Below are 22,070 nucleotides of genomic sequence, written 5' to 3'. Positions count from 1 at the left end.
TCAAAATCACAAGAAGCAAGATGGGTTGGCCTATTGACTAACGGGACTTGTTCGAATCGAATGCATTAACCGCTCGGCCGACAGCCGGCGACGCACGGCGAATGGATTAGCGCGCCGCTCACCGTGCGAAGCAGGCATGATGAAGCCTGCCCGGTCATTTTATACGTAAAGCGCTTATCGTAAAAACATATAATAAAATTATGTAATATTACAAGGCCAGACACTACGTCCGCCAGGGAAACTTGTCCTGCCGAATCCTGAGTTGAACCTTTCGCACGGTGCTTGTCGAATCAGCATTCAGCTTCATTCGCCCGCTTTTCATCCGGGGATCATCATGCCGAGCCATTGCGTCCTCCAGCTCAAGCAGTTACGCAAGAGTTATCCCGAACCCGGCGGGCGGCGCGTGATTTTCGAAAACTTGAACCTCGACGTGCGGCAGAGCGAATTCATCGTGCTGCTGGGCCGCAGCGGCTCGGGCAAATCGACCTTCCTGAACCTGATCGCCGGAATCGACCGGCCGGACAGCGGCGAAGTGATCGCGAACGGCGTCAATCTGACCCGCCAGTCCGAGCATCGGCGCACGCTGTTCCGCCGCCGCCATATCGGCTTCATTTTCCAGAATTACAACCTGATCCCGACGCTGACGGTCGAAGAGAACCTACTGCTGCCTTTGGAACTGACCTGGAAACGCATCACCCGGCAGGAGCGGCTCAAAGTCGCCGACATGCTGGATAAATTGGCGCTGCAAGCGCACGGCGGCGCGTATCCTGACCGACTGTCGGGCGGCGAACAGCAGCGGGTCGCAGTCGCGCGGGCGCTGATCCACGATCCCGACCTGATCCTGGCCGACGAACCGACCGGCAACCTGGACCTCGACACCGGCAGAACCGTCCTCGCCATGCTGGATGAACTGGTGCAGCGCGCCGGCAAGACCCTGATCATGGTGACCCACAGCCCGGAAACGATCGGCAAGGAAAATCGGCTTTACGCGATCGGCGACCGCAAGCTGCAAGCGGTGGAGCGGGACGATGGCCGGCCTGCTTAGGCGCAGCAGCCGCAACCACCTGTTTCGCCACCCGGGCCAGTTGGTTCTGGCCCTGCTCGGCATCGCGCTGGGCGTAGCCGTCGTCATCGCGGTCGACCTGGCGCTGGACAGCGCATTCCGCTCGTTCGAACTGGCCGGCGAAGCGGTGTCCGGACGGGCGACACATGTGATCGGCGAGGACGAAGGGCTGGACGAACGACTTTATACCCGGCTGCGCGTCGAGCAGGGCATCCGGAACATGGCGCCCCTGATCCGCGATGATGTCGCCCTCGCCCAGGACTCCGACGATCGTTACACGCTGTACGGCATCGATCCCCTGATCGAAAAAGACTTTCGGGCTGCCTGGCAGAAACAGCCGGCTGGCGGCGACTCCGGCCGGCTCTTGCGGAAACTGCTGACGGAGCCCAACGGCGTGCTGATCGGCGAACGGACCGCCCGGCGCCTGAACGCGGCTGCCGGCGATACTTTTCCGATCCGGACCGCAACCGGCCTTCATGTATTGACGATAATCGGCCTGATCGAGGCTCCGGATGCCGTTGCGGAACAGCTGCTCGACAAAGTGATCGTCGCCGACATCGCGACCGTCCAGGAACTGACGGGGCTCTACGGCAGGCTCAGCCGGATCGAACTGATGCTGCCCGAAGGCGCCGAGCAAGGGCCGGTTCCGGAAAGAATCCGCCGCGCCCTGCCCGCAAGCCTCCGGATTGCTGCGGTAGAAACGCTGGCGCAAGCGGCCCGCGAAATGACGGAGGCGTTTTCGGTCAATTTGAAAGCCTTGGGCCTGTTGTCGCTGCTGGTCGGGCTTTTCCTGATCTATAACGCGATGCTTTTTCTGGTCGTACAGCGGCGCGGACTGATCGGCATCCTGCGCGCGCTCGGCGTCACGCGCCGGGAAATCTTCGGACTAATTCTGCAGGAAGCCCTGCTGCTGGCGGTGACCGGCACTCTCCTCGGCACGCTCGCCGGGATCGGAATCGGCGGTTTTTTGTTGCCCTCGGTCTCGGCCACGCTGAGCAGCGTTTATTTCGCAACCGGCTCCGGTACTTTGCTGATCGCTCCGGAACAAATCTTTAAAGCGGCCGCGCTTGGTATCGGCGCCAGCCTGCTGGCCGTGTTGCCTCCCGCTTTCGAAGCGACGCAGGTGTCGCCCGCCGCCGCGCTGACGCGCTCCCGGCTGGAGTCCGGTTCGAAGCGGCTGGTCCGGCTAGGCTTGGGACTCGGGCTGCTGCTGATCGCTTCGGGGCTGACGGTGATCGAACTCTCCGAATCCAGCATCCGTTTCAGTCTGGCCGGCATTTTTCTCTTGATGGCCGGCTTTGCGCTGCTGACGCCGGCAGCGACCCTGGGGATGATGAAAGGGATCGGCCGGCTGGTCGAGAGCCGGAGCATTATCGGCCGCCTGCCGGTGCGGCTGATTTCGGCCGAGATCAGCCGCACCGGTATCGCGATGGCGGCCCTGATGATCGCGGTCGCGGCGACGATCGGGATGGACCTGATGATCGCCAGTTTCCGCCAGACCGTGTCGGACTGGATCCGAACCAGCCTGCAGGGCGACCTGTACGTAACCTTGACCGGCAACCCGGCCGCCCCCGGCAAGGCGGCCAAAAATCGCGAACTGAAAGCGGCCATCCAAGCGCTGCCCGGGGTCGATGTGACGAGCAGCGTCCTGCGCACCTCGTTGCCGGCGCCAACCGGCCCGGTTCCGGCTACGGTTTTCGATTTGACTGCGCGTTCCCATGCCGGCTTTCTGCTGTTGCAGGCAAGCGATTCGGTCTGGGAACGGTTCGAGCTGGAACCGGCCATTCTCGTCACCGAGGCTTTCGCCTATCACCACCGGCTGAAGCTCGGCGACACGCTGACCTTCCTGACACCCACAGGTCACGTCATCTATCAAGTGATCGGCATTTATGCCGACTACAGCGGCGACCGGGGGCACATCGCAATGAGCCGCCGGCAATATCTTCGACACTGGCCGGATCCGGGTTTTACCGGGATCGGCGTTTACGCCCGGAGAGAGGCCGATATAACCGGACTGGAAAAATCGATCCGCCGCACACTCTCCGCCGGGCAGACGCTGCGATCGGCCCGCGTCATCTACGAGGCGTCGATGCATGTTTTCGAGCAAACCTTCACGATCACCGAAACCTTGCGCGGATTGGCGGCCGGAATCGCGATGATCGGCGTGTTCGGCGCATTGACGGCCCTGCAGTTGGAACGCGCCCGCCAGATCGGAATTCTGCGCGCGATCGGCCTGACGCCGGGACAATTGTACCGCCTGATCGCCGCCGAAACCGGACTGATGGGACTCTGCGCCGGCCTTTTCGCGCTGCCGGTCGGCGGCCTGGTAGCGTACGAACTGATTTTCGTAATCTACCGGCGTTCCTTCGGCTGGACGATGGCGTTTCATTTCCACCCGGAAATACTGCTGTACGGCCTGCTGCTGGCGTTCGGCGCCGCGCTTCTGGCCGGCCTGTGGCCGGCCCGTAAAATGGCGCGGATCAACCCCACGGAAGCGTTGAGGACGGAATGATGAGCGGGCGCCTGTGGATTTTGCCGATCGCGTTGGCGTTGGCGGCCGGGGGAGGATCGATGACGTTCCGCTACAAAGATCCGGCCGCTGTCGAGCCGCCGCAAGACGATGCGTTCAGCGATACCCTGACTTCCGGCGATCCGGGCTTCGAGCGGGCTTACCGGCCTCGTCCTTTTTCTTTTCCCGACGATTTCGGCCCGCACGAGCGCTTCCGGACCGAATGGTGGTATTTCACCGGCAACCTGCAGACCGGGGGCGGGCGCCAGTTCGGCTACGAGCTGACTTTTTTCCGCTTTGCGCTGACGCCGCACCGGCCGGCATCGACATCGGCCTGGCGCACCAACCAACTGTATATGGCACACTTCGCGCTAACCGATGCGGAAACCGGGCGCTTTCTTGCCGACGAACGCTTCAGCCGGGCCGCAAGCGGACTCGCCGGCGCACGCAACGAGCGCTACCATGTCTGGTTGTACGACTGGAAAGCCGAGGGCCGGAATAACGACGGTTTTCCGATTCGCCTGCAGGCCGGAAGCGGAGCGCATGCGCTCGACCTGAATCTGAAAACCCAAGATTCTCCCGTACTGCAGGGCGACAGGGGCCTGAGCCAGAAAAGCGCGGAGCCCGGCAATGCCTCCTATTACTATTCCTATCCGCGCATCACTACGGAAGGCATCATCACCGCGGACGGCAAAAGCCACCGTGTCACCGGCGAAAGCTGGATGGACCGGGAATGGAGCACGAGCGCCCTGGCCAAGGAACAGGCGGGCTGGGACTGGTTCGCGCTGCAGCTCGATAACCGGAGCGAACTGATGTTTTACCGGTTCCGGCGCAAGGACGGCCGGCCCGATCCGAACAGTACAGGCGCCTGGTTTCCGGCCGATCGAAGCAAGCTACCTTTAACCGATCGGGAAGTCGTCGTCGAAGTACTCGGCTACTGGAAAAGCCCGCACTCGAAGATCACTTATCCTGCGCGCTGGCGCCTCTCCGTGCCGGGCCAAAAGCTTTCGCTCGAAATCGTGCCGTTGATTAACGACCAGGAACTGAATTTGAGCTACCGCTATTGGGAAGGCGCGGTTTCGGTTCGGGGCCGATGGAACGGGAAAGAAATCGAAGGAAAAGGGTATGTGGAATTGACGGGATACTGATAAAGATACCTTAACTGCATAATCTATGCGAACAAGACTAACCCGCCTCCGATACCTTATAATAAGCCGATTCGCCCCTTACTAAAACCAAGAGAGAAAAATATGTCAGTAAAAAGAATGGCCGATCTGGATTTGGCCGGCAAACGCGTATTGATTCGTCAGGATTTGAACGTACCGGTCAAGAACGGCAAAGTCACCAGCGATATCCGTATCCAGGCCAGCGTACCGACCATTCGGCAAGCCCTGGAAAAAGGCGCTGCGGTGATGCTGATGTCGCATCTCGGCCGCCCTGAAGAAGGCGTCTATGATGAAGCGGCCTCGTTGAAGCCGGTCGCCGACCGCCTGTCCGAACTGCTCGGCAAACCGGTGCGCCTGGAAAAAGACTGGATCGACGGCATCGCCATTCAACCCGGCGAAGTGGTGCTGTGCGAGAATGTCCGTTTCAATGCCGGGGAAGGTAAAAACAAGGACGAACTGGGCCAGAAAATGGCCGCGCTCTGCGACGTGTTCGTAATGGACGCGTTCGGCACCGCGCACCGCGCCCAGGCCTCGACGCACAGCGTCGCGAAATTCGCGAAAGTCGCCTGCGCGGGCCCGCTGTTGGCCAGCGAACTCGACGCGCTCGGCCGCGCGCTGGAAACCCCGGCCAAACCGCTGGTCGCGATCGTCGGCGGCTCGAAAGTCTCGACCAAGCTGACCGTGCTGAAATCGTTGTCCGAAAAGGTCGACCAATTGATCGTCGGCGGCGGCATCGCGAACACCTTCATCGCGGCGGCCGGTTTCCCGGTCGGCAAATCGTTGTACGAACCGGATCTGATCGGCGAAGCCAAACAACTGATCGCGATGGCGAAACAAAACGGTTCCGACATTCCGGTTCCGGTCGACGTGGTCTGCGCGAAGGAGTTTTCCGAAACCGCGGCGGCCACCGTCAAAAAAGTCAGTGAAGTGGCCGACGACGACCTGATCATGGATATCGGTCCCGAAACCGCAAAGCAATACGCCGAGATTCTGGCTTCCGCCAAAACGATCGTCTGGAACGGCCCGGTCGGCGTATTCGAGTTCGACCAGTTCGGCGGCGGCACCCAGGCGCTGGCCGAAGCGATCGCCGAATCGCCTGCCTTTTCGATCGCCGGCGGCGGCGATACGCTAGCGGCGATCGACAAATACGGCATCAACGACAAAGTCTCCTACACCTCGACCGGCGGCGGCGCTTTTCTCGAATTCCTCGAAGGCAAGGAACTGCCGGCCGTGGCAATCCTGAAAACGCGCGGCGAATAATCTCCTGCGCGGATTTTCTCCGCTCTGCATCCTGGCCTTTCCCGGCCGGCAAAAATGCCGGGAAAGGGCAAATCGGCATAGCCCCGGCTAACAGCGGGGGCTATCCTTTCAACCGCGTTCAATATTGCTAATATTCCATTATTGCTAATATAATGGCTTTAAGCGTTTTGTAACGCACTGATCAAAAAATAGAAAACCATTCTCCGTCAAGCCGGTCAAATGATCGGATTGATTTTGAACTCATACTTAGTAGGATACCGATGGCCAGAGTTACGATTGAAGATTGTTTGGAACATGTCGAGAACCGCTTTAAGCTGGTGCTGCTGGCGGCAACACGCGCGCGCCAGTTGAGCCGCGGTGCGGATGAATTCGTCCCGCGCGGCAAGGACAAGGATACCGTCGTTGCGTTGCGCGAGATCGCTGCGGGCCATGTGACCATGGAAAATGTCGGTGCTCTGCACCGCTCCAGCGAGCATCACGATCCGAATCCGATATTCTGAGACTGAATGTATGTTGGAAATAGCCGATCCAATCGAACTCGAACGCCCCCAGGACAAGCTGGTCAGGCGTTTGTGCGAGATCCTGAACGGCTATCTCGACCAGCCCCATATCGACGACTGCGTCCGGGCCTATGAATTCAGTGCGGCGGCGCATTCGGGACAATTCCGCAAAAGTGGCGAAGCCTACATCTGCCATCCGGTCGCGGTGGCGATCAGTCTCGCCGAAATGCGGATGGACGCCAACTGCATCATGGCGGCGATTCTGCATGATGTCATCGAAGACACCCCGATCAGCAAGGCCGAATTGGCCGCCGAATTCAGTCCCGATGTCGCCGAACTGGTCGACGGCGTAACCAAGCTGACCAAGATCGACGGCATTTCGCGGGCCGAGGCCCAGGCTGAGAACGTCCGCAAGATGTTCATGGCGATGACCCGCGATCTGCGGATCATCATGGTCAAACTCGCCGACCGGCTGCACAACATGCAGACCCTCGGCGTGATGCCGTCCGAGAAAAAACGGCGCATCGCCAAGGAAACGCTGGACATCTACGCACCGCTCGCGAATCGGCTGGGCATGAACAATATCCAGCAGCACCTCGAAGTCCTCAGCTTCGAGGCCATGTACCCCCGACGTTATGCGATCCTGAAAGCGGCCGTCAAAAAAACGCGCGGCAGTGGGTTGAAAACGATCAATACGGTCGAAAACTCGGTCAAAAATCGGATGAGCCAGGCCGACATCGTGTGCGAGGTGTCCGGCCGCGAAAAGAATCTCTACAGCATTTATACCAAAATGCGGCACAAGAAAATTTCCTTGCCGGACATTTTCGACGTGTACGCCTTCCGCATCTGCGTCGACACGATCGACGACTGCTACCGGACGATCGGCGTCGTGCATTCGCTCTACAACCCGAAACCCGGCCGCTTCAAGGATTACATCGCGCTGCCCAAGGCGAACGGGTATCAGTCTCTGCATACAACCCTGATCGGCCCCGGCGGCGTACCGCTCGAAATCCAGATCCGCACGCACGAGATGCACCGGATGGCCGAGTCGGGCATCGCCGCGCACTGGCTGTACAAATCCGATGACGACAGGCAAGAAAAATTCCAGAAACGCGCGAACGAATGGCTGAAAGATATCCTCGAAATCCAGAAGTCGGCCGGCGATTCCCTGGAATTCATCGAAAACCTAAAGGTCGACCTGTTCCCGCAGGAAGTGTTCGTGTTTACGCCGAAAGGCAATATCGTGAAAGTGCCCCGCGGCTCGACCGTGGTGGATTTCGCCTATGCGGTGCACACCGACATCGGCAATCAATGCATCTCCGCACGCATCGACAAACAGCTCGCGCCGCTGCAAACCAAACTCGAAAACGGCGTAATGGTCGACATCATCACGGCCCCGTGGGCACGGCCGAATCCGTTGTGGCTGAACTTCGTCATCACCGCCAAAGCCCGTTCGAGCATCCGCAGCTACCTGAAAAACTTCAACCGCAAGGAGGCGATCCTGCTCGGCCGCCGCCTGCTCGAAAAAGAATTGCAGGCGATGGACCTGCATCTCGAACAGGTCGATGAAAAGCGGATTCATGACCTGCTCAAGCTCATCGCCAAACCGTCGCTGGACGATCTGTTGGAAGATATCGGCCTCGGCAACAAAATGCCGTTCCTGATCGCCAAACGGCTTTCCCAGGACGACGTGCACGGCGCGCTCAAACTGGAAGACACGCAGATGGCCCGCACCGCGCCCTTGATCATCAAGGGCACCGAAGGCATGATCATCACGCTGGCCAAGTGCTGCCGGCCGATTCCGGGTGATGCGATCGTCGGCTTCTACAATCCGGGCAAAGGCATCGTCGTCCATCATAACGAGTGCCATAACAGCAGCGACACCCGGAAAAAGCAGGCCAACTGGCTGGAGGTCGAATGGAGCCAGGATCTGACCACCGAATTTCCGGCCGAATTGCGTCTCGAAGTCATGAACCGGACCGGCACGCTGGCCACGATCCTGGCCGCGATCTCCGAAATGAATTCGAATATCGAAAACGTCAGCGTCGCCGATCAGGACGACAAGATCTGCGTCGACCTGATCACGCTCAGCGTCAAAAACCGCGTCCATCTGGCCGAAATCATGCGCAAGCTGAAAAAGCTGCCGATCGTGGTCAGACTCGAACGCGTCAGAGCCTGATACAATCCAGATTCTGAGAAACAGTTTTACGAAATTCCAGCCCCTTTACCCCATGATCAAAGAAACCATCAGCACCGATAAAGCCCCGCAGGCGATCGGCACCTATTCGCAAGCGGTCAGAGCCGACCGCACCGTTTACCTGTCCGGCCAGATTCCGCTGTCGCCGGAAACGATGGCCCTGGTGGAAGGCGACATCAAAGCCCAGATTGTCCAGGTCTTCGAAAACCTGCAGGCAGTCGCCGAAGCCGCTGGCGGCACGTTTGCCGATTTCGTCAAACTAAACGTGTACCTGACCGACCTGGCGCATTTCCCGCTGGTCAACGAGATTATGGGGCGCTATTTTCAGGAACCCTATCCCGCCCGTGCCGCGATCGGCGTCGCCGCGCTGCCGAAAGGCGCACCGGTCGAGATCGACGGCATCATGTGCCTGCCGCCCCAGGAATATCCCGCCTCCTGAGCGTGTTTCGATGAACCGTCTGCAGCAACCGGTTGCCACGCTCGCGGGAATCGGCGCGCAAACCGCGCGCCGTTTCGAAAAACTGGGCATCCGCGTCATTCAGGACTTGCTGTTCCATCTACCGGCGCGTTACGAAGACCGTACCCGGCTCACCCCGATCGGCTCGCTCGCAGCGGGCATGACCGCCATGATCGCCGGCAAAGTCGAATTCGCAGACGTCCTGCCGCGCGGACGCAAAAGCCTGATCGTCCGGATTGCCGACGACACCGGCTTTATCTCGCTGAAATTTTTTCACTATTCGGCAAGCCAGCTGCATGCCTTTGCGCCCGGCGCGCTGGTCAGTTGCTACGGCGAAGTCCGTTACGGCTACGCCGGCCTGGAGATGACCCATCCCGACTACCGGATCGTTGCTGACACCGACGGTTTCTCGCTGGAGACCCGCCTGACGCCGGTCTATCCGCTGACCGAAGGGCTCGGCCAGACGGTGATCCGGAAAGCCGTCAAACAGGCGCTCGCATTGTGCGAATACGATGCCCGGCTGCTGACCGACTGGATCCCCGAACCACTATTACATGAGCTGCGCTTCCCTACCCTGCAGGAAGCGCTGCAAACCCTGCATACGCCGGGCGAACCCGCCGCCTCCGCCGCACTGCAAAACGGCAGCCATCCGGCATTGAAACGGCTCGCGTTCGAAGAACTGCTCTCGCACTATCTGAGCCTCCGATCGGCGAAAAGCAAAATCCAGTCCTGCCGGGCCCCCGTATTGGCCGGCGATCCGGCTGCCGCCGATCGCTTCGTTCGCCGCCTGCCTTTTCCGCTGACCGGTGCCCAGCGGCGCGTGATCACCGAGATTGCCGACAGCTGCCGGAAAATCCAGCCGATGATGCGGCTCGTGCAGGGCGACGTCGGTTCCGGCAAAACGGTCGTGGCGGCCTATGCGGCGCTGCTGGCGGTCAGTTCGGGTTACCAGGCCGCCGTGATGGCGCCGACCGAGCTTCTGGCCGAACAGCATTACCGCAACTTCAGCGCCTGGTTCAGCCACTTCGATATCCAGGTTGTACTGTTGACCGGCCAGACGAAAGGCAGGCAACGTCAGGAGATTCTGGAAGCCTTAAAATCCGGAACGGCCCCAATTGCGGTCGGTACGCATGCGCTGTTTCAGGACGGCGTCGAGTTCGATCGGCTCGGGCTTTGCATCATCGACGAACAGCACCGGTTCGGCGTGCACCAGCGCCTGGCGCTGCGCGAAAAAGGCCGCCAGTCAAGCATCCGTCCGCATCAACTGGTGATGACTGCGACGCCGATTCCGCGCACCCTGGCGATGCTGCAATATTCGGACCTCGACATCTCGGTGATCGACGAATTGCCGCCAGGCCGAAAGCCGATCGTGACCAGCGTGATTCCGGCCGACCGCCGCCATGAGGTGATCGCCCGCATCAACGGCTGGGTCGCGCAAAAAAAGCAGGCGTATTGGGTCTGCACCCTGATCGAGGAATCCGAAGCACTGCAATGCGAAGCGGCCGAAAAAACCGCGGAAATGCTGACCGAAGCGCTGTCCGGAGTACGGATCGCGCTGATCCACGGACGTATGAAGGCGGCCGAGAAAGACGTGGCGATGCAGGCGTTCAAACAGCATCAAATCGATCTTCTGGTCGCGACGACCGTGATCGAAGTCGGTGTCGACGTGCCGAACGCCGGGTTGATGATCATCGAAAATCCGGAGCGGCTCGGCCTTTCGCAGCTGCACCAGTTGCGCGGGCGCGTCGGCCGCGGGGACAGCGACAGCTATTGCCTGCTGATGTATCAGCCGCCGTTATCGGAGATGGCCCGCCGGCGGCTCGGCATTTTACGCGACAGTAACGACGGCTTCGTGATTGCCGAAAAAGACCTCGAACTGCGCGGCCCCGGCGAAGTGCTCGGCACGCGCCAGACCGGCGCAGTGCATTTCAAAATCGCCGATTTGGCGAGGGACGCCGATTTGCTGGATAATATCCAGCAAATCGGCGAACGGTTCTTCAACGAGGTCCCGGACGCCGTCCAACCCCTGTGCGACCGCTGGCTCGGGGCATCCATTCATTACGCCGAGGTTTAACCCCGCTTGCCGTTCCAAAGTCTGTTATTCTCCCGTGAACCCGGCTGGCGGGAAAACCGTCCGGGACTTCGCCACCGCCTGCCCGAAAACGTCGCCTCATGGATTTACGAAGCCGGCTCGCTGACCCGGCGCCTGCGCAGCTATTACGGCAGTGCCGTCAAGGTCGAAGTGGTTTATCAACGCTGGCTGACGCCATTCCTGAGCGAACGCAAGCTGCTCGGCCAAGCCGAACACCGTTACTGCATGACCCGCGAGGTGATGCTGCACGCGAACGGGATGCCGCTGATCCTGGCCCGCACGATCATGCCGAAGCAGACGATCCGGTCGGCGCACAGAAACCTCTCTCGTCTCGGCAGCCGTCCGCTCGGGGAGGTGATATTCTCGTATCCCGATATCGAACGGCTGGATCTTCAGGTCACGGCGCTAAGCCCTTCCGCCTGGAGCCCGAAGGCAGTGGAGCTAGGCGCCATCCGGACGCCGGTCTGGGGGCGGCGGACCGTCTACGCGATCATGCATCAGCCGCTGCTGGTCAACGAATTTTTCATGCCGGGCGCCTTGGCGATCTGACGCGCAAATACCGTACAGTCGCACCTCCTTCTATTATCCCAACGACCATGATAAACTCCGTCTTACTAAGTAAGAATACCGAGTCATCATGCCGACAGTGACAGTTTCCGATAAAGGCCAAGTTGTAATACCGGCGGAAATCCGCCGGCGAATGGGCATTACGCCCGGCTGCCAGCTCAATTTCATTCTGGAAGGCAATGCGTTGCGGGTCGAAGTCAAGCGCCGCATCCAGCCCAGCCGTGCCGAAGAAGGTTACGGCATGCTGGTCTGCAAAAGACGGGGCGAAAGACGGTTATCCGATTTCGATGTCGCCCAAGCCATGCGCGAGACGCCGGATAATGATAGCGATTGACACGAATATACTGGCGCGCTTTTACGTGGAGGATCCCAACGATCCTGAAGCAGTCAGACAACGCCCCATTGCCCGGCGCATTCTAACGGAATCGGCGGATTTGTTCGTTCCGTTAACCGTAATATTGGAATTGGAATGGGTGCTGCGCGCATTTTACGGTTTCGGCAGCGACGATTTCGCGCGCGTTATTACCCATCTGTTAGGGCTTTCCCACATCAACGTCGAAAACTGGCCCAGCATTGCCGACGCATTGGAATTGCACCGTGAAGGTCTTGATTTTGCCGATGCCTTGCATCTAAAGGCAGGCCAACATTGCGAGATTTTTTACAGTTTCGACGACCGGCGTTTTGCCCGGCGCGCAAAAAAACTGGGCGTCAAACCGAACGTTACGGTGCCGAGTTAAAGCCGGGATTCGGACTTGCTGCCGGCTCAATCTCGGTCGGATCAAGTGATCAGCGGGTTTGCAGAACCCGTCCGACCGAAATACCGGGCGCTTCGGCAATCGCTCGATCAACTGCGGGAGTCGCCCACGATGGCGCTCGGGTGGCGGATCAGCATCGAATAGCCGCCCTTGTATTTGTTCAGCCAGCCGCGCACCTCGACCGATCGGCCCAGATAACGGCTTAAATCCGGAAACATCGGCAATCCCCGCTTTTCGATCCGGGCCTCGAACTTATCCGAAAATTTCAGGTACACGAATTTCCGGCTGCCGCGCAAATCGACGACCCGCCCGGTCACCCGCGTCCAGCCCGGATGGCCCGAAGCCGGCAGGCGGTCGGCCGGAATCGGCTCGTATTCCGATTTACGCCAGATGCCCAGGCGGGCCTTTTCGGCACGGCGTTCGGCATCGACCAGCCGGTCGACATACAGCAGATTCGGCGGATAGATATTCACCGCCGCCAGACCTTGCTCGACCAGTTGCAGATTGATATGCTCCTTTTGATCGGTAAACACGTGCGCGAGCGTCCTGCCGTATTTGTCGGCCGCTTCAGCATCCGACTCCAGCCGCACCTTGCGGTTTTGCAGCTTGGCGGCGAGCCAGCGCTTCGCCTCCTCGCCGCCTGCCTGTTCCGGCTGATTGCGATGCTCGACCTCCGGCGTGTTCACGCCAAGCAGCCTGACCTTGCGGCCGTCTTCGAGCATCAGCGTGTCGCCGTCGAACACTTTTTTGACCCGGTAGAAACCGTACCCCGGCTTAATGTCGAGCACTTTCGCCGCCGCAGCCGGACGGTCGGAGTAATGTTTGTTGCCGGCGCCGTCCTGCCAGCCGTAGATTTCCGCGTTGACCCAATAGGCCAGGCATAACAATAATAGCGAGACGATACGCCGCATGGATTTCCTTGAAAGGCGAAAAAGACCGGCCAAACCGTGTTGACCCGAAGAAAACTTCAGTCCCCTTATTTTAGCCTAACCGTCGGAATGCTTTGATTAACGACTTATTATTCGTTTACGGTACGCTCCGCCGCGGAAGCCGCCATCCGCTGGCCCGGCTGTTGGCCGAAAATGCCGAGTGGCTCGGTTTCGCCTATTTTAGCGGCCGGCTGTTCGATCTCGGTGCGTACCCCGGCGCGGTGCCGTCCGGCGACCCCGCGCACCGGGTCCGGGGCGAGCTCTACCGGCTTGACGATCCCGCTGCGATACTGCCCCTGCTCGACCGTTACGAAGAATTCGGCGAAGAGTTCCCCGAACCGAACGAATTCATCCGCTCGCTGCAGGCGGTCCGTTTCAAAGGGTGCGCGTTGAAAGCCTGGATTTATCTTTATAACTGGCCCACCGGCAACCTTACCGTTCCAGGGCAAAACCATTCCCATAAACTGAAATAATGCATGATCACGATCATCCAGCGCGTTACGACCGCCCATGTCGCGGTCGACCATCAAATCATCGGCAAGATCGGGACCGGCATCATGGCGCTGGTCGCGGTCGAAAAGGAAGACAGCGAAAAGCAGGCCGAACGCCTGCTCGAACGGATTCTGAATTACCGGATTTTTCCGGACGAGGCCGGCAAAATGAACTTGAGCCTGAAAGACATCGACGGCGGCCTGCTGCTGGTGCCGCAATTCACGCTGGCCGCCGATACGCAAAAAGGCAACCGCCCCAGCTTCACCTCCGCCGCGCCGCCGGAGCACGGCAAAAAGCTGTTCGGCTATCTGCAGGCTCTGGCGCTGAACGTCCATCCTTCCGTACAATTCGGGCGCTTCGGCGCCGACATGCAGGTGGCGCTGGTCAACGCCGGCCCGGTCACCTTTACCCTCAGATCGCAGTAACGCCCCCCTTACCAGCCGCTGTCGTCATCGTTCCGATAGGGCTGCGGCTTCACCTTGTCGGAAATTTTAGGAACCTTCGCCGAGCGCAGCAGAATCAATGCGCTGCCCAGGACGAACAGCAGGGCGACGATAAACAAAACGATCCACATCGGATAATCCTCAAGTTGCCTGAAAACCTTTAATAGACTATAAAATAGCCGCATAACGTTCCCATTTTAACGCGCTAAAGGTACGGCGTATGGAACGATTCATAAGGAATTTCGGGAAGCGTTTTATGACCCTTCTTGATGGCACCGCTTTGAAACCGACTGTTTGGGAAACCGATCCGATGACTTTTACCACCGCCCGCCTCTGCGATGCCCACGCCCACGATATGCACTTTCATATTGCCGAACCGCTGTTCAAACCCTACGGAGCCAAGCCGATATTCCGGGGCCGCATCACGACCTTGAAAGTTTTCGAAGACCATGGGCAGATCAAAACCATCCTGCAGGAAAAAGCCGAAGGCCGCGTGCTGGTGGTCGATGGCGGCGGGTCGCACCGCTGCGCACTGATCGACGCCGAGCTGGCCAAACTGGCGGTCGCTAACGGCTGGCAGGGACTGGTGGTTTACGGCTGCGTCCGCGATACCGCAGAACTGATCGAACTGCCGATCGGCATCCGCGCGCTGCACGCCCATCCTTTGCAAAGCCACCAGAAAAACTTCGGCGACCGCGATCTGCCGGTCTTTTTTGCCGGCGTCCACTTTAAAAAAGATCATTTTATATATGCCGATCATGACGGAATCGTCGTCTCGGACAAAATGTTGAGTTAAAATAAGCGGATATTTTCCCACTATGGAAGTCAAGATATGCAAATCGTACTCGCTAACCCGCGCGGATTCTGTGCCGGCGTCGACCGGGCCATCGAAATCGTCGATCAGGCGCTCGAAACCTTCGGCGCGCCGATTTATGTGCGCCACGAAGTCGTGCACAACCGCACTGTCGTCGACGGATTGAAAGCGAAAGGCGCGGTATTCATCGAAGATTTGAAAGAAGTACCGGTCGGCTCGTATCTGATCTTCAGCGCACACGGCGTTTCCAAGCAGGTGCAGAAGGAAGCCGAAGAACGGCAGCTGACCGTTTTCGACGCGACCTGCCCGCTGGTTACCAAAGTGCACATCCAGGTCGCCAAGCATGCCAAATCGGACCGCGAAGTGATCCTGATCGGCCATGCCGGCCATCCGGAAGTCGAAGGCACGATGGGCCAATACGAAAAATGCACCGAGAACGGCGGCATTTATCTGGTCGAAACGCCGGAAGACGTCGCGAACCTGAAGGTGAACAATCCGGACAATCTCACCTATGTCACGCAGACCACCCTGTCGATGACCGATACGAAAGTGATGGTCGACGCGCTCAAGGCCCGTTTCACCGGCATCAAGGAACAAAAAAAAGACGATATCTGCTACGCCACGCAAAACCGCCAGGACGCGGTTCAGGACCTGGCCAAGAAAGCCGACGCGATCCTGGTCGTCGGCTCGCCGAACAGCTCCAATTCCAACCGCCTGCGCGAAATCGCCGAACAGCTCGGCAAACCGGCCTACCTGATCGATACCGCCAAGGACATGAAACAGGAATGGTTCGACGGTATCGAAGTCGTCGGGGTGACCGCCGGCGCCTCGGCGCCGGAAGTGCTGGTCCAGGAAGTGATCAGCAAGCTGAAACAATGGGGCGGCTCGACCACCACCGAACTGCCCGGCATCGAGGAAAAAGTCGTCTTTTCGTTGCCGAAAGAACTGAAAAAACACATGGTGCAGTAATTGCCCGCCGAACTCGACTCGCTCCGCCTCGATAAATGGCTGTGGGCCGCGCGTTTTTTCAAGACGCGGGGTCAAGCCCAGGAAGCGATCGCGGGCGGCAAGGTGCACGTCAACGATCAGCGCGTGAAACCCGGCAAGGAAGTGAAGCCGGGCATGCGCCTATCCATCACCAAGGACACCCTGCACTGGAAAATCACGATCGTAGCGCTCTCCGCACAGCGCCGGCCCGCCAAGGAAGCGGCGCTGCTCTACGAAGAAGATCCCGAAAGCCACGCCAAACGCCAGCAGCAGATCATCGGCGAACGCGAAATGCGCGCGCTGATGCCCAACAACGGCCCCGACCAGCGGCCGAACAAAAAGCAGCGGCGAATGATCCACCGTTTCAAGCAGGATTTCGATCTCTAACGTAGGGTACGCTCGACTGCAGGGATGCAGGAGGTAGAGCAATGCAGGAGCAATTGCCGAGTGCGTACCTTTCTCGATTCTTCCGGTTCATGGTACGCACAGCGTACCCTACATGCACGTCGGCGGCTTCGGCAGCCCCGCCAGCTTGCAGGCGTATTTCAAAGGCCCCTCGGGAAACAGGCGATGCAGATACCGGCTGTTGCCTTTGTCCTCGCCGAGCGCCTTCGCAACCGCTTTCGCGAACACCCGCGCATTCGGCAAATGCTTGAACTCGAAGTAATAATTCCGGATGAAGCGAATGATTTCCCAGTGCGCGGGGCTCAATTCGATCCGCTCCGCCTCGGCCAGCTTTTCCGCAATCGCTTCGTTCCAGTCGGAGGCGTTGACCAAAAACCCCTGATCGGTCGTCGCCAGCGCCCTGCCGCCCACCTTCAATTCCATGACTGAATCAACGGATGCGCGACGGTCAGTTCGACCAGTCCTGGATAATCGATCACTTCGATGCCTTCCACGATCCGGTCGGCCTCGATACCGCGCATCAGCAGATCGGCGGACAGCGCATACAGAGGGTGATCGGCCAGCATCCCTGCCAGACGATCGTACAGCCGGCCGTCACGTAAAATCCAGAGCACCGCATTTTCCAGAAACACCACGCTGCTGCCCGAATCGATTCTTTCCAGAACGGCTGACGGAACCGGCGAAGCGGAAATCAGATGCAGCATTAATGCGCTTCGGTCAGTTTAAGACCGATGACGCCGAGAATCACCAGCGAGATCGACATCAACCGGCATACATCGGCCGGTTCCTTGAACAATAAAATGCCCAGGGCCGCAACCCCGACCGCCCCCATCCCGGTCCAGACCGCATAGGCCGTACCCAGCGGCAAAGACTTGATGGCCAGCATCAACAGGTAAAAACTGCACAATCCCGACACGCAGGTGACCACGCTGGGCCACAATTTGGTGAAACCTTCGTTGAACTTCAGGCTCAATGCAAAAACAATCTCCGCGAGACCGGCGGAGAACAACAATAACCAGGCCATTTAGCGCCTCTTGCTTTACTTCGGTAAAAGCGACTATTCTACCCTAGGCGGCAGTCTCGACGAAATCCCGCAGCGCGGCGGCGCATGGCCATCCACTTCGGTTTTATCTCCTTATGATGACGCTTTATTACACGCACGGCGACTTTCTAAGACACACCCCGCCCTTTGAGCACCCCGAATCGCCGGATCGGCTGCGCCGCATCGAAAAAGCCTTACAGGCGCCCGAATTCGCCAAACTGGTCAGAAAATCGCCGCCGCTCGGACCCGCGCAATACGATCAAATCCGGCTGATCCATACCCAGGCACATATCGACCGGGTTTTACACCCCATCCCGGAAGGCAGCCACCACTACCTCGACCCGGACACCTATCTTTCGCACGGCAGCGCGAACGCTGCCTTGCGCGCAGTCGGCGCGGTCTGCGATGCGGTCGACCAAGTGGCCGGCGGCAAGGCCGACAACGCTTTTTGCGCGGTGCGCCCACCCGGCCATCATGCCGAACCGGACCGGGCGATGGGTTTTTGCCTGTTCAACAATGTCGCGATCGCCGCCGAACATGCGCGGAAACACCCTTCGATCCGGCGCATCGCGATCGTCGACTTCGACGTGCATCACGGCAACGGCACCCAGGCTGCCTTCGAACGGCAAGCCGAGGTGCTGTACGTTTCCACTCACGAAATGCCTTTATATCCGGGCACCGGTTATCCAAACGAAACCGGCGTCGGCAATATCGTCAACATTCCGCTCGCGGCCGGCACGGACGGCGCCGAATATCGCCATAAGGTCGAAACGATCGCCCTGCCCGCACTACGCCGTTTCAAACCCGAACTGCTGCTGGTTTCGGCCGGTTTCGACGCGCACTGCGACGACCCGCTCGCGGACATCGAGCTGGTCGAGGACGACTACCGCTGGATTACGGAAGAATTGATCACCGTCGCCAAGGAATTCTGCAACGGCCGGCTGATATCGGTTCTGGAAGGCGGCTACCACCTGGAAGCCCTGGCGCGCAGCGTGGCGGCGCATGTGGGAGTGTTGCTGCAGGCTTGAACACCAAAGCGACTTTCCCACCCTCACAGACCTGCCAGGTTTTGAAAACCTGGCAGGTCTTCTCCATCAATGTTCCTCACGCAGCCAGGCCGCGATAAGGCCCAATTTTACATCTTTCCTGCGCATGCTTTCCCATGTTGCCACCAGAACATAGCTCGCCAAGGCGGCCGACAGCGAAACCAGATAAGGCGTCGCCAGATCCAGAACATGATGCCCGACAATCCAGGTCAGCATACCCACAGCCAGCGTCACGCCGGCACTGAACGCGCCGCCGAAGGAAGTGAAGAGCCCGAAGATCACCACCGTAAAAATACCCGCGCTGCCGAAAGCGGAGGCCTCTTCGACCAGCGTGTAGACCCGGCCGGCATTCAACGCCAACGCAAAGGCGACGATTCCGCTCGCCAGCACGATCATCCGGGCGATTTTGACTTTCGCCGCATCGTCCCGAACCTTGACCAGCGGCACGACCAGATTGTGCGACAACAGCGCCGAGGCCGCCAGCAAGGCGCTGTCGACGGTCGACAAAATCGCCGAAATCAGCGCGCCGGCGAAAACGACGTAGAAAAAAGAATGCAGATATTTTTGCGCCAGCGTCGGCAAAATCTGCTCCGGTTCGTTCAACCCGGGCAGGAGCTGCATACCAAGCAGCCCGATCGTGACCGGAATCAGGCCGACCGCCAGATAAAGCAGGCCGCCGTACACGCAGGCGCGGCGCGCCACTTCGGGAGAGCGGCTGGCCAGCACTCGTGCGACCAGCTCCTGAGAAAGCACCGAGCCGCAGATCGGGATCGCCCACTGTTCCAGCGTTTCGAGACCCGATTTTTCCGACGTTCCGAAAAATCCCAACCGTTCCGCATCCAGACGCGCGATCGACACGTCGAGGCCCCCGCCCGCCTCCAGCACGATCACCAGCAACAGCAGCAAGCCAATGATCAGCGCGATGCCCTGCACCGCATCGGTCACCACGTCGGCCAGCAAACCGCCGTACATCGTATAAACGATCACGACCGCTGCCGCGACCGCAATCGCGATGTCGACTTCGAGCCCGGACGCCGAAGACAGCACCTGCCCAAACGCGCGAACCTGCGCCGCCGCCCACATGATCGAGGTCGGGGCGATCAGGAGCACGGCAAAGCTCTGGATTCCGGCCGAATAACGCTGCACGAACAGATCGGCCAGCGTGGTCAGATTGCGCCGCCACAAATGCGCCGCAAACACCAGGCCCATTAGAACCAAACAAAGGGTGTAGCCGAACGGATCGACCGTTGCGCCCGACAGACCGTTTTCGTAGACCGAACCCGCCGCGCCGATGCAGGTCTCCGCGCCGAACCAGGTCGCGAACACGCTCAGGCTGCCCATGCCGACGCCGAGACTGCGCCCGGCCAATAGATAATCGCTTTCGCTGGTGATTTTTCGCGAACAATAAACGCCGACCAGCAGTTGCAGCAGGATGTAAACGACGATGCCGACAAGTACGGTATTCATGCCACGGATACGAGCGAAGTCAAAAACGGCTCATTGTATCCCAGGAAAGCGGGAAGTCAGGAGAGATTCGAAGTTCGTACGGATTGCGTAAAATGCGCAATCCAACCTGCGGAGCCTATGATCGGGATGAATGACGGGTTGAGAGCTGTAGGGCGTTTTCGCGACAGCAAAACGCCTAGCCCTCAAAGCGAAGCGAGGCGGATTGCCTGGCGGCGAATCCGCCCTACAAGGGAGCCGTAGGTTAAGCCGGCAAAAGCCGACTCAACATGAAAAACCTACTGCTGCCCCGCGAACAGCGCTTTGAAGACCGCGTGATTTTTCGCCTGCACAAACGCATCGAATGCCGGCTGATAATGTTTGCGCACCCGCGCTTTTTGGATGGTCAACTGGTGAACCAACTCGTCCAGGGCTCTCAGCGTGGCGGGCGGCAACTCGCCTTTGTTATCCTTGCAGCAGCGATCGATATAATCGATCTGCACGTCGAGATCCTGAAAATCGCCAAGCACGTCCTGCAATCCTTTAAGCTGCTTGATCAGCTTTCTAACCTGTTGCCTGGGATACAGGCTTTGAAAAAACTCGATCAGGTAACGCAATTTCTTACAGGTCTTGCGCAATTCGTGTAGATTTTCCGCCGGCGAATGCGGCGTAATCGCCCGGCCCTCCTTGACTATGCGACGATAGATCTTCCAGATACGGCGATCAGCCAGCGTTTTGATGTCCGGGCAGTGTACAGCGGTGGATTCCGGATACGACCGGCTTTTCAGGCAGTGCTCCCATTCCGTCAGTGTCTTGCGGTATTTGGCCGAACTCAATTTTTCAGCCAGATCCCGTTGATTTTGCGTTCGCTTTTCCTGCAGCAGTTCCAGAAACGGCTCGATATCCGCATGCGAATCGGTAGGCAGATGAAGCATGTAGCGCTCGAATTTCGCCAGGTAAACGTCGAGATCGCGCGTCGGGCCGGTAACCTGGCCCAACCAGGAGAAAAAATCCGCGAAATAGCTTGTTACATCGGCCGTCAGCACATCCTTGAGCTGACCGAGGCCGGTACGGGTTCGCCGCACCGCGACCCGAAAATCGTGCAGAAACTCGGAATCCAGATCGGCAATCACGCCCTGTTCGTTCAACTTCATCGTTTTCAATAAAGCGCCGAAGATGAATTTGACGGCCAGATCGGCGCGCATCGAGGAATCGAGATCGATTTTGAGCTTGGACGAATAATCGTTCGGCTTGCGGCCTTCGAGCGCGAGCGCAAGGTCCAACGGCGACCGGGCGAGCGGCTGCATGCCGAGCGCTTCGGTCAGGGTCGCGGCGATATGTTCCGCGGTTTTCAGGAAACCTTTGACCGGCTGAAGCGTCAGTTGGCTGTTCAAAAGTTCGTAATCTTCAAGCAACAGGCGCAGGATGATGCGCTTTTCTTCATTGCGCAGCAACAAATGATAGGCTTCGTACTCCAGCGAACAGAGAGGCAGCAGTGCGCGCGGTTCCAGATAGGTTTCCAGCGTAGTGCGCACCTTGCCCGCTTTAAGAAGATTGGCCCGGTGAGGGATCTCCTGCGTTTCCAGGGTCGCAAAAATCCGGCCGTTCTGCAGATTTTTCAATACCAGGTTCGAAGCCGTCCGGGACCGGTTGAATTCACACAAAATTTCGTTTTGATAAAGGCGCCAGTCGAAACTGTCGTAATAGGTGCGGAGGCAATACTCCTGCAAAACCAGTTGCACGTCGGCAAACTTATCCAGAGACGCGATCAGCTTATCAACGCCCAGACCCGCAGGCAATTCGAATCGTAAGTCCATCATCCCGTCGTTCCGGAAGCAGATTTTGAGATAAAAGGCATAAATCCTTTATACTGCCATTCTTATATGACAGTTTAATGACGTCG

24 protein-coding genes are annotated in these 22,070 nt (G+C 58.9%); 17 read left to right on the top strand and 7 right to left on the bottom strand.

Translation table 11 applies throughout. From position 1 onward, the window contains the following. Positions 1–334: 334 nt before the first annotated feature. From CC94_RS0115770 to CC94_RS0115720, 11 genes are all read left to right on the top strand, one after another. Positions 335–1,045, top strand: a complete 711-nt coding sequence (locus CC94_RS0115770; RefSeq protein WP_005371363.1) for an ABC transporter ATP-binding protein — start codon at positions 335–337, stop codon at positions 1,043–1,045. Next, positions 1,029–3,575 (top strand): FtsX-like permease family protein, encoded by a 2,547-nt coding sequence (locus tag CC94_RS0115765; protein WP_031431530.1) that lies wholly within the window; start codon positions 1,029–1,031, stop codon positions 3,573–3,575. Before CC94_RS0115770 ends, CC94_RS0115765 begins: the two co-directional genes overlap by 17 nt. Next, a complete protein-coding gene (locus tag CC94_RS0115760) occupies positions 3,575–4,720 on the top strand; it encodes a lipocalin-like domain-containing protein (protein ID WP_245619767.1) in 1,146 nt (381 codons plus the stop codon). The genes CC94_RS0115765 and CC94_RS0115760 overlap by 1 nt, the downstream gene beginning before the upstream one ends. Positions 4,721–4,822: 102 nt before the next feature. Continuing rightward, complete coding sequence (locus CC94_RS0115755) at positions 4,823–5,998, top strand: phosphoglycerate kinase (protein ID WP_005371357.1); 1,176 nt, start codon at positions 4,823–4,825, stop codon at positions 5,996–5,998. Between the two features lie 260 nt (positions 5,999–6,258). Beyond that, positions 6,259–6,498 (top strand): DNA-directed RNA polymerase subunit omega, encoded by a 240-nt coding sequence (gene rpoZ, locus CC94_RS0115750; protein WP_005371353.1) that lies wholly within the window; start codon positions 6,259–6,261, stop codon positions 6,496–6,498. 10 nt (positions 6,499–6,508) lie between these two features. Next, entirely contained in the window at positions 6,509–8,677 is a 2,169-nt protein-coding gene (locus CC94_RS0115745) for a RelA/SpoT family protein (RefSeq protein ID WP_005371351.1), read from the top strand. Positions 8,678–8,729: 52 nt separating this feature from the next. Next, the gene (locus tag CC94_RS0115740) at positions 8,730–9,134 is read left to right on the top strand and encodes a RidA family protein (protein ID WP_005371349.1); all 405 of its coding nucleotides are present in this window, start codon (positions 8,730–8,732) and stop codon (positions 9,132–9,134) included. Positions 9,135–9,144: 10 nt separating this feature from the next. Then, entirely contained in the window at positions 9,145–11,226 is a 2,082-nt protein-coding gene (gene recG / locus CC94_RS0115735) for an ATP-dependent DNA helicase RecG (protein WP_005371347.1), read from the top strand. Positions 11,227–11,232: 6 nt separating this feature from the next. Beyond that, a complete protein-coding gene (locus CC94_RS0115730) occupies positions 11,233–11,793 on the top strand; it encodes a chorismate--pyruvate lyase family protein (RefSeq protein WP_005371346.1) in 561 nt (186 codons plus the stop codon). 88 nt (positions 11,794–11,881) lie between these two features. Then, on the top strand, positions 11,882–12,145 hold the full coding sequence (locus CC94_RS0115725; RefSeq protein ID WP_005371344.1) for an AbrB/MazE/SpoVT family DNA-binding domain-containing protein: 264 nt from the start codon (positions 11,882–11,884) through the stop codon (positions 12,143–12,145). Continuing rightward, entirely contained in the window at positions 12,132–12,548 is a 417-nt protein-coding gene (locus CC94_RS0115720) for a type II toxin-antitoxin system VapC family toxin (protein WP_005371342.1), read from the top strand. Before CC94_RS0115725 ends, CC94_RS0115720 begins: the two co-directional genes overlap by 14 nt. 107 nt (positions 12,549–12,655) lie before the next feature. Here the strand turns inward: CC94_RS0115720 and CC94_RS0115715 are convergent, their stop codons facing one another. Then, a complete protein-coding gene (locus tag CC94_RS0115715) occupies positions 12,656–13,477 on the bottom strand; it encodes a thermonuclease family protein (RefSeq protein ID WP_005371340.1) in 822 nt (273 codons plus the stop codon). A gap of 92 nt (positions 13,478–13,569) precedes the next feature. Between CC94_RS0115715 and CC94_RS0115710 the strand changes: the two genes are divergently transcribed. Both CC94_RS0115710 and dtd read left to right on the top strand, forming a co-directional pair. Next, a complete protein-coding gene (locus CC94_RS0115710) occupies positions 13,570–13,968 on the top strand; it encodes a gamma-glutamylcyclotransferase family protein (RefSeq protein WP_005371339.1) in 399 nt (132 codons plus the stop codon). Between the two features lie 3 nt (positions 13,969–13,971). Beyond that, a complete protein-coding gene (dtd, locus tag CC94_RS0115705; protein ID WP_005371337.1) occupies positions 13,972–14,412 on the top strand; it encodes a D-aminoacyl-tRNA deacylase in 441 nt (146 codons plus the stop codon). An 8-nt stretch (positions 14,413–14,420) separates the two neighbouring features. On the opposite strand, the gene CC94_RS24140 is transcribed toward dtd, so the two are convergent. Continuing rightward, the gene (locus CC94_RS24140) at positions 14,421–14,561 is read right to left on the bottom strand and encodes a hypothetical protein (protein ID WP_005371335.1); all 141 of its coding nucleotides are present in this window, start codon (positions 14,559–14,561) and stop codon (positions 14,421–14,423) included. Between the two features lie 179 nt (positions 14,562–14,740). On the opposite strand from CC94_RS24140, the gene rraA reads away from it, so the two are divergent. Genes rraA through CC94_RS0115685 form a run of 3 tightly spaced genes read left to right on the top strand, consistent with a single transcriptional unit; the run spans position 14,741 to position 16,618 of the window. Further along, entirely contained in the window at positions 14,741–15,226 is a 486-nt protein-coding gene (gene rraA / locus CC94_RS0115695) for a ribonuclease E activity regulator RraA (RefSeq protein ID WP_031431527.1), read from the top strand. A 36-nt stretch (positions 15,227–15,262) separates the two neighbouring features. After that, complete coding sequence (gene ispH / locus CC94_RS0115690; RefSeq protein ID WP_005371329.1) at positions 15,263–16,213, top strand: 4-hydroxy-3-methylbut-2-enyl diphosphate reductase; 951 nt, start codon at positions 15,263–15,265, stop codon at positions 16,211–16,213. Next, positions 16,214–16,618: an RNA-binding S4 domain-containing protein gene (locus CC94_RS0115685; protein ID WP_005371326.1), complete on the top strand. Its 405-nt coding sequence runs from the start codon at positions 16,214–16,216 to the stop codon at positions 16,616–16,618. 108 nt (positions 16,619–16,726) lie between these two features. Here the strand turns inward: CC94_RS0115685 and CC94_RS0115680 are convergent, their stop codons facing one another. From CC94_RS0115680 to CC94_RS0115670, 3 genes are read right to left on the bottom strand one after another with little or no spacing between them, the layout of a single operon-like run. Further along, the gene (locus CC94_RS0115680; RefSeq protein ID WP_005371320.1) at positions 16,727–17,059 is read right to left on the bottom strand and encodes a TusE/DsrC/DsvC family sulfur relay protein; all 333 of its coding nucleotides are present in this window, start codon (positions 17,057–17,059) and stop codon (positions 16,727–16,729) included. Then, complete coding sequence (gene tusB, locus CC94_RS0115675; protein WP_005371315.1) at positions 17,050–17,340, bottom strand: sulfurtransferase complex subunit TusB; 291 nt, start codon at positions 17,338–17,340, stop codon at positions 17,050–17,052. Before tusB ends, CC94_RS0115680 begins: the two co-directional genes overlap by 10 nt. Then, on the bottom strand, positions 17,340–17,660 hold the full coding sequence (locus CC94_RS0115670; protein ID WP_005371313.1) for a DMT family transporter: 321 nt from the start codon (positions 17,658–17,660) through the stop codon (positions 17,340–17,342). The genes tusB and CC94_RS0115670 overlap by 1 nt, the downstream gene beginning before the upstream one ends. Before the next feature lie 113 nt (positions 17,661–17,773). Here CC94_RS0115670 and CC94_RS0115665 point away from each other — a divergent pair, with 113 nt between their 5' ends. Continuing rightward, on the top strand, positions 17,774–18,706 hold the full coding sequence (locus CC94_RS0115665) for a histone deacetylase family protein (protein ID WP_031431526.1): 933 nt from the start codon (positions 17,774–17,776) through the stop codon (positions 18,704–18,706). Between the two features lie 66 nt (positions 18,707–18,772). On the opposite strand, the gene CC94_RS0115660 is transcribed toward CC94_RS0115665, so the two are convergent. Together CC94_RS0115660 and CC94_RS0115655 are read right to left on the bottom strand one after the other, a co-directional pair. Further along, positions 18,773–20,191, bottom strand: a complete 1,419-nt coding sequence (locus CC94_RS0115660; protein ID WP_005371309.1) for a high affinity choline transporter 1 — start codon at positions 20,189–20,191, stop codon at positions 18,773–18,775. A 275-nt stretch (positions 20,192–20,466) separates the two neighbouring features. Then, positions 20,467–21,987 carry a CYTH and CHAD domain-containing protein gene (locus CC94_RS0115655; RefSeq protein ID WP_031431525.1) on the bottom strand — a complete coding sequence of 507 codons (1,521 nt, stop codon included), beginning with the start codon at positions 21,985–21,987 and terminating at the stop codon, positions 20,467–20,469. Positions 21,988–22,070: the final 83 nt, after the last annotated feature.

This window comes from Methylomicrobium agile, assembly GCF_000733855.1.
Classification (GTDB): domain Bacteria; phylum Pseudomonadota; class Gammaproteobacteria; order Methylococcales; family Methylomonadaceae; genus Methylomicrobium; species Methylomicrobium agile.
Note: the sequence above shows the minus strand (reverse complement) of the source record. Positions and strands in the feature narration are given on the sequence as shown.